Origin of the sequence: Pseudomonas sp. K5002, assembly GCF_013386655.1 — a bacterium.
Classification (GTDB): Bacteria; Pseudomonadota; Gammaproteobacteria; order Pseudomonadales; family Pseudomonadaceae; genus Aquipseudomonas.
The window spans coordinates 1-6952 of the sequence record NZ_JACARK010000830.1 but is presented as its reverse complement, the minus strand read 5'-3'; the positions used below and the strand labels follow the sequence as shown (position 1 = coordinate 6952).

At 60.6% G+C, this 6952-nt stretch carries 8 protein-coding genes; 3 read left to right on the top strand and 5 right to left on the bottom strand.

Annotation, left to right across the window (positions count from 1 at the left end; translation table 11 throughout):
• Window positions 1-1281 (bottom strand): diguanylate cyclase domain-containing protein (locus tag HX846_RS29395; protein WP_178966709.1); only part of this gene is annotated, 1281 nt, incomplete at its 3' end.
• A gap of 308 nt (window positions 1282-1589) precedes the next feature.
• On the opposite strand from HX846_RS29395, the gene HX846_RS29390 reads away from it, so the two are divergent.
• The 3 genes from HX846_RS29390 (at window position 1590) to HX846_RS29380 (ending at window position 4420) form a co-directional block, all read left to right on the top strand.
• Entirely contained in the window at window positions 1590-2255 is a 666-nt protein-coding gene (locus tag HX846_RS29390) for a polysaccharide lyase family 7 protein (RefSeq protein ID WP_177020225.1), read from the top strand.
• A gap of 141 nt (window positions 2256-2396) precedes the next feature.
• Window positions 2397-3626 carry an alanine racemase gene (gene alr / locus HX846_RS29385; protein WP_178966704.1) on the top strand — a complete coding sequence of 410 codons (1230 nt, stop codon included), beginning with the start codon at window positions 2397-2399 and terminating at the stop codon, window positions 3624-3626.
• A gap of 500 nt (window positions 3627-4126) precedes the next feature.
• A complete protein-coding gene (locus HX846_RS29380) occupies window positions 4127-4420 on the top strand; it encodes a hypothetical protein (RefSeq protein WP_008434070.1) in 294 nt (97 codons plus the stop codon).
• A gap of 59 nt (window positions 4421-4479) precedes the next feature.
• Here HX846_RS29380 and fba read toward each other — a convergent pair whose 3' ends face one another.
• From fba to pgk, 4 genes are all read right to left on the bottom strand, one after another.
• Window positions 4480-5544 carry a class II fructose-bisphosphate aldolase gene (gene fba, locus HX846_RS29375; protein WP_003177554.1) on the bottom strand — a complete coding sequence of 355 codons (1065 nt, stop codon included), beginning with the start codon at window positions 5542-5544 and terminating at the stop codon, window positions 4480-4482.
• 197 nt (window positions 5545-5741) lie between these two features.
• Complete coding sequence (locus HX846_RS29370) at window positions 5742-6077, bottom strand: MliC family protein (RefSeq protein WP_178966702.1); 336 nt, start codon at window positions 6075-6077, stop codon at window positions 5742-5744.
• Window positions 6078-6137: 60 nt separating this feature from the next.
• Window positions 6138-6365, bottom strand: a complete 228-nt coding sequence (locus HX846_RS29365; RefSeq protein WP_003216868.1) for a hypothetical protein — start codon at window positions 6363-6365, stop codon at window positions 6138-6140.
• 29 nt (window positions 6366-6394) lie between these two features.
• On the bottom strand, window positions 6395-6952 hold a 558-nt coding region (gene pgk, locus HX846_RS29360), incomplete at its 5' end, for a phosphoglycerate kinase (protein WP_178966700.1).

The window sequence follows — 6952 nt, the reverse complement described above, 5'->3', positions numbered from 1 at the left end:
GCGCTTGGCCTCGTACATCGCGACGTCCGCCGCGCGCAGCAGGCCGTTGAGGTCCGAGCCGCAGTCCGGGAAAGTGGCGATGCCGATACTGACGCCCAGCATCACATCCAGACCGTCGACCTGCTGACAGATCGACACCCGTTCGATCAGTTTTTCCGCAATCTTGGCCGCCTGCTCCGGAAATTCCAGCTCCAGCAGCGCGGTGAATTCATCCCCGCCCATGCGCCCGAGAATGTCGTAGGAGCGCAGGCACGCCTTCAACTGTTCCGAGACCCAGCGCAGCACGCGGTCTCCGGCGTCGTGGCCGAGGGAATCGTTGACCCGCTTGAACCCGTCCAGGTCCAGGTACAGCAGCACCAGCGACTGCTCGTTACGCTCGCTGCGCAACAGCACATTCTCCACCGACTGGTGAAACCCACGCCGATTGAGCAGGCCCGTCAGCGGGTCGGTGACGGCCTGGAACTCCAGTTGCTGATGCAGATGGCGCACCTCGGACATGTCCAGCACCGTGACCACCATGGCTTTCTGCTCGGCCGGCAGCGGGGCGCACGACATCGCCACGGGCAACTGCTGGCCGGGTGCGGTGCGCAAGATGGCGTCGTGCAGGCGCCAGGTTTCGCCACGTTTGTAGCCTTCATACAAGGCAGAATCGGACCACCCAGGCACATGGGGCTTCTGTAGGAAGCCCAGGAACTCGGCACCCTGGATCTCGGCGACCGGCGCATTGATCAGCCGCGAAATCGCCGGGTTGGCGTAGCTGATCACGCCGTCTTCGCCCACCACCAGGATGCCTTCGGCGGCATTGTCGAGCACCGAGGCATTGAAGGCCCGGGCCGATTCCAGATCGTGACTCAGGCGCTGCAAGGCACGGCGGTTGCGCTGGTGCTCCAGCAGGGCCTGGACCTTGGGCTTGAGGATATTCGGGTCGAAGGGTTTCAGCAGGTAGTCGATCGCGCCGCTGGCATAGCCTTCCAGCATCGCCGCCGGCGATTGGGCGTGAGCGCTGAGAAAGATGATCGGGGTCAGTTGCGTGCGTTGGCTGCCGCGCATCAGCCGGGCAACCTCGAACCCGTCCATGCCGGGCATCATCACATCCAGCAACACCAGGTCGACGTCGTGTTCGAGCAGCAATCCCAGGGCTTCCACCCCGGAGGCCGCCGTCACCACATGCCAATCTTCACGCTGCAATAGCGCACGCATGCTGATCAGGTTTTCGGGATAGTCATCGACCACCAAAAGCACTGAACAACCATCGCGAGGCTTGATTGGAGCGCATTCCATTGCTGCTTCTCTTTCGTCGGAGTCATTCCGGTCATTTTTGCGACAAAACCGGATAAACAATCAGGGCTCACTCTAGCCCTGGATCCCATAAAGCAGAAGCCACGACGGTGCCATCATTGCGCCAAAGCCCAGACAACCGACTAACGGTCAGTGCCTACAGCCCGCGGTTTACGGGAAACATGGCTTTTTGACATTTCATTGGCGCCAACAATCCGCCACAAAGCCATTAACAATCCATTTCGAGCCACCTATAAAGAAAGTGCCGGCTCCCGAGCCAAGGCCTTCTCTCCCCGTTAAAGGCGTATTCAATGATTGATCTGTCCACCTGGAACCTGAGCATCCCCGTCGGCTCCCCGCCCTCGACCATCGACACCCCGAAACTGCTCAGCGGGTTCAAGGACCAATACTTCCAGGCCGAAGGCAGCAGCGTGCAATTCTGGACCCCGGTCACCGGCACGCGTACCGAGAACGCCGTTTACCCTCGCAGCGAACTTAGGGAAACCTACGCCGACGGCCGCCTGCGCAACTGGCTGTACAGCGAAGCCGACAACTACCTGCGCGCCACGTTGGCGGTCAACAAGGTGCCATCGTCCGGCAAGGTGGTGATCGGTCAAATCCACGCCTACGAAAGCCAGAAGCCACTGATCAAGGTCGAGTACCAATACAAGGAAAAAACCCAGACCGGCAACATCGTCGCCAAGGTGCGCATGCGCCCTGACGAGTCGGAAGGCCGGGTGATCATCGTCGCCGAGAACGTACCGCTGGACCGCGACTTCACCTACGTCATCCACCTGAACAAGGCCGGCCTGCTGAGCGTCGACGCCGCCAACGGGCAATGGAACGAACGCATCGGCGCTGCGTGGGGCAAACAGCCGCTGTACTTCAAGGCCGGCGCCTACGTGCAGGACAACAGCGGCAACAGCAAGGAAGGCGCCCGCGTGACGTTTGCCAAGCTGGACATTGATCACGACTGAAGCTGATTCGCTTCAGCGACCGGTCCCACGACGCTTTAGGACAGAACCGCGACCCAGGGTCTCGACTTTCTTGTAGGACAATCCGAGTATGGCGCCGCGCACGCGCACTACCCCCTACAAGAAAGTCATGGAGACTGCCCAATGCCCTTTTCCCGCACCCTGCTCGCCCTCTCTATGGGCATGGTACTGCTGCAAAACCCGGCCTTCGCCGCCCCACCCCTCTCGATGGCCGACGGGGTGGTCCAGGTCAATATCCAGGACAGCAACGCCTGGGTCGAAATCAACAAGGTCGCCTTCGAAAACAATATCCGCACCCTGCAAGCCAGCCTCGCTGACAAGTCGAAAATCTGCGCCGTGCTCAAGGCGGATGCCTACGGTCACGGCATCGGTTTACTGATGCCCTCGGTGATCAAACTGGGCGTGCCCTGCGTCGGCATCGCCAGCAACGAAGAAGCCCGCGTGGTCCGTGAAAGCGGCTTCAAGGGCCAACTGATCCGCGTACGCACCGCCGCCCTGAGCGAGCTGGAAGCTGCGTTGCCGTATAACGTCGAAGAGCTGGTGGGCAATCTGGACTTCGCCGTGCGCGCCAGCCTGATCGCCGAAAACCACGGCCGCCCACTGGTCGTGCACCTGGGCCTGAACTCCAGCGGCATGAGCCGCAACGGTGTGGAAATGACCACCGCCCAGGGCCGCCGCGACGCCGTAGCCATTACCAAGGTGCCAAACCTGCAGGTGACGGCGATCATGACCCACTTCGCCGTCGAAGACGCCGCCGACGTGCGCACCGGGCTCAAGGCGTTCAACGAACAAGCCAACTGGCTGATCAGCGTCGCCCAGCTCGACCGCAGCAAAATCACCCTGCACGCCGCCAACTCCTTCGCCACCCTGGAAGTACCCGAGTCGCGGCTGGACATGGTTCGTCCGGGCGGCCTGCTGTTTGGCGATACCGTGCCGTCGTTCACCGAATACAAGCGGGTGATGCAGTTCAAATCCCACGTGGCGTCGGTCAACAGCTACCCGAAAGGCAACACCGTAGGCTACGACCGCACCTACACCCTGGCGCGGGATTCGAAACTGGCGAACATCACCGTGGGTTATTCCGACGGCTATCGCCGGGCGTTTACCAACAAAGGCATCGTGCTGATCAACGGGCACCGGGTGCCGGTGGTGGGCAAGGTGTCGATGAACACGCTGATGGTCGATGTCACCGACGTGCCGACCGTGAAGAGCGGCGATGAGGTGGTGTTGTTCGGCAAGCAGGGCGCGGTGGAGACCAGCCAGGCGGAGGTTGAAGACATCAACGGTGCGTTGCTGGCGGATCTGTATACGGTGTGGGGTAACTCGAATCCGAAGGTGCTGCTGGAGAACTAAGTCTCCTCACATCTCGTAGGCACTGTCCTATGGACCCAAGGATCATTCGGTGATTAACACAATCACTTAAACAACACTTATCCCTGTGGGAGCTGGCGGTGCGACGATTCGACTTGCCCGCGATGGCGGTGTATCAGCCAACTTATTCTTCGACTGGCACACCGCCATCGCGGGCAAGTCGAATCGTCGCACCGCCGGCTCCCACAGGGGTCCTGTGCCCTACAGGGCCGTTGCGGTGAATCGGAGCGCCGCTTATAGTTCGCCCCGTCGCCGGCATTGAACGGCGATAGGGTTTCGCAGCCCTACAGAGTTAATACCGTACCCGTCAAAATACGACATAGGCAGTCCTGCCAATGCTCGGCTTTTTATGGCGGTTGTACGTGGGAGACCTTCGGGTCTGCCGGGTCTTAACTCCTCGGTCTGCGAACCCGCGTACAGCTGCCACCCTATTTGTTTCGCAGCAAACGGTGGCCAATTTTCTTTTGAGTTAAGGATTTGCCATGAAGCCACAACTCCCACCCCGCCGTTTCACCCCTTGCACCGAAACAGCCACCGAATACCCCGTGCTATTGATCGACAGCGATGCACCACTCACGGACCTGCACGCCTGCCTGCGTGAACGCCTCAACGCCGCCCTCGAACACCTCAACTTGATGGCCTGCTCCAGCCTGCCCGATTTTGCGGAGCGTGACCTGAACCACGTAGCCAACACCGCCCGCATCCTGGTGCAGGACGTAAGCGACGTATTCCGCGTCATCGAATACCGCGGCTTCGACACCCCCGCAGCCGCCTGATCAAATTTCAGCCACAAAAAAGCCCGCATCGCTGCGGGCTTTTCATTAACGCGTAAGGCTTAGTTGACCTTGGCGTTCAACTCACCTTTCAGGTAACGCTGGTACATCGCTTCCAGGGAGATCGGCTTGATCTTCGAAGCGTTGCCCGCAGTACCGAAGGCTTCGTAACGTGCGATACATACATCACGCATGGCAGTCACGGTAGCGCCGAAGAATTTACGTGGGTCAAATTCGCTCGGGTTGGTGGCCATCAGGCGACGCATCGCACCGGTGGAGGCCAGGCGCAGGTCAGTGTCGATGTTGACCTTGCGCACGCCGTACTTGATGCCTTCGACGATTTCTTCAACCGGCACGCCGTAGGTTTCTTTGATGTCGCCGCCGTACTGGTTGATGATCGCCAGCCACTCTTGCGGTACCGAGGAAGAACCGTGCATCACCAGGTGGGTGTTCGGGATGCGCTTGTGGATTTCCTTGATGCGGTCGATGGCCAACACGTCGCCGGTAGGTGGCTTGGTGAATTTGTAGGCGCCGTGGCTGGTGCCGATGGCGATGGCCAGGGCGTCAACTTGGGTCTTTTTCACGAAGTCGGCGGCTTCTTCCGGATCGGTCAGCATTTGGCTGTGATCCAGTACGCCTTCGGCGCCGATACCGTCTTCTTCACCGGCCATGCCGGTTTCCAGGGAACCCAGGCAGCCCAGTTCGCCTTCAACCGAAACGCCACAGGCGTGAGCCATGGCCACGGTTTGTTGGGTGACGCGTACGTTGTATTCGTAGTCGGTCGGGGTCTTGCCGTCTTCGCCCAGGGAACCGTCCATCATTACCGAGCTGAAGCCCAACTGGATGGAGCGCTGGCACACGTCAGGGCTGGTGCCGTGGTCCTGGTGCATGCACACCGGGATGTGCGGGAATTCTTCGATCGCGGCGAGGATCAGGTGACGCAGGAACGGGGCACCGGCGTATTTGCGCGCGCCGGCCGAAGCCTGGACGATCACTGGAGAGTCAGTCTTGTCAGCGGCTTCCATGATGGCGCGCATCTGCTCAAGGTTGTTGACGTTGAAGGCTGGAACGCCATAGCCGAATTCGGCTGCGTGGTCCAACATCTGGCGCATGCTGATAAGTGCCATTGTGAGTCTCTCTCCCGGTCGAGGGTCGTTAATCGTGCAAGCCTGCCGTAGCGGCGGCTGCTATTCAAGTTATTGAAGGTCAGGCTTTCAAAGCCTGCCCTGCTTAATCGTTAAACCTGTCTGTAGGACCCGGCTTGCCGGCGATGGCGGCTGACGCTATCGCCGGCAAGCCGGCGCCTACAGGTGATCGCGGCGTGTTATTGCGCTTTACAGCCGCGCCCGATCAAATCATCGGTGGCAACCCAGTAAACCAGGCCTTCCTCACCTTTTGTGTGAAACGCCAACTGGCCGTCGCTGTACAGCACGCCCGAGGCCGCCACATCCTGCTTGAGGCGATACACCTGGTCCGAGCCGCCGAGGCGCAGATCCACCTGGGTGCGGGCCTGGTCGGCAAAGCGCCAGTTGACTTGCGCCTGGCTGTCACACGTCCAGGTGGTCCACTTGTCTGCCGGCTCTGCCTTCTTGTCGAACATGTTCAGGTTGGTGCATCCGGCCAATAACGCCAGTGCCGCCAGGGCGAAAACGCCTTTCATTGCCAATCCTCAAGCGGCGACCTGCGGCCACCGCTGCTGTCGGTTAGTGAATCAGACCCGTCAAGGGCAACCCTGTTCCTGACCGTTGGGCGCAGAGTCGTATTTCTCCAACCCGTCCGGCCCGATGCGCTTGTTGATCACCGGCATGGTTTCGGCCTGCCAGTCAGCCTGGTAGCAACTCTTTTGCCGCGCCGCCCCGGCCTTTTCAGCCTCGGGCGCCGCTTTCGGCGTGCTGCCGCAGCCGGCCAGCAGGCCCGCTGCAATCACCAGTGCCAACGACCTGATCATCGGAATGCTCCTTTTCCTCAGCAAGTGCCTTATCCCTTGGCCCGGCTTTCCAGCACTTCGACAGCCGGCAGTACCTTGCCTTCAACGAATTCGAGGAACGCACCACCCCCCGTAGAAATGTAGGAGATCTGGTCAGCAACGCCATATTTATCGATGGCCGCCAGGGTGTCGCCACCGCCAGCGATGGAAAATGCCGAGCTTTCAGCGATGGCATGGGCCAGCACTTTGGTGCCGTTGCCGAACTGGTCGAACTCGAACACGCCGACCGGGCCGTTCCACAGGATGGTCTTGGACGACTTCAGCAGTTCAGCGAAGTTGGCTGCAGTTTGCGGGCCGATGTCCAGGATCATGTCGTCAGCGGCAACGTCAGCGATCAGCTTGACGGTGGCTTCGGCGCTTTCAGCGAATTCCTTGGCCACCACCACGTCTACCGGCAGCGGCACGCTGACCTTGGCGGCGATGGCGCGGGCGGTGTCCAGCAGGTCCGGCTCGTACAGCGATTTGCCCACCGGGTGACCGGCAGCGGCCAGGAAGGTGTTGGCAATGCCGCCGCCGACGATCAGCTGGTTGCAGATCTGGCTCAGGCT

Excerpts from the sequence above, each read along its gene's own strand:
- HX846_RS29370 (WP_178966702.1), bottom strand. The coding sequence starts at position 6,077 with ATGAAAGGCGTTTTCGCCCTGGCGGCACTGGCGTTATTGGCCGGATGC.
- HX846_RS29365 (WP_003216868.1), bottom strand. The coding sequence starts at position 6,365 with ATGATCAGGTCGTTGGCACTGGTGATTGCAGCGGGCCTGCTGGCCGGC.
- HX846_RS29390 (WP_177020225.1), top strand. The coding sequence starts at position 1,590 with ATGATTGATCTGTCCACCTGGAACCTGAGCATCCCCGTCGGCTCCCCG.
- alr (WP_178966704.1), top strand. The coding sequence starts at position 2,397 with ATGCCCTTTTCCCGCACCCTGCTCGCCCTCTCTATGGGCATGGTACTG.
- fba (WP_003177554.1), bottom strand. The coding sequence starts at position 5,544 with ATGGCACTTATCAGCATGCGCCAGATGTTGGACCACGCAGCCGAATTC.
- HX846_RS29380 (WP_008434070.1), top strand. The coding sequence starts at position 4,127 with ATGAAGCCACAACTCCCACCCCGCCGTTTCACCCCTTGCACCGAAACA.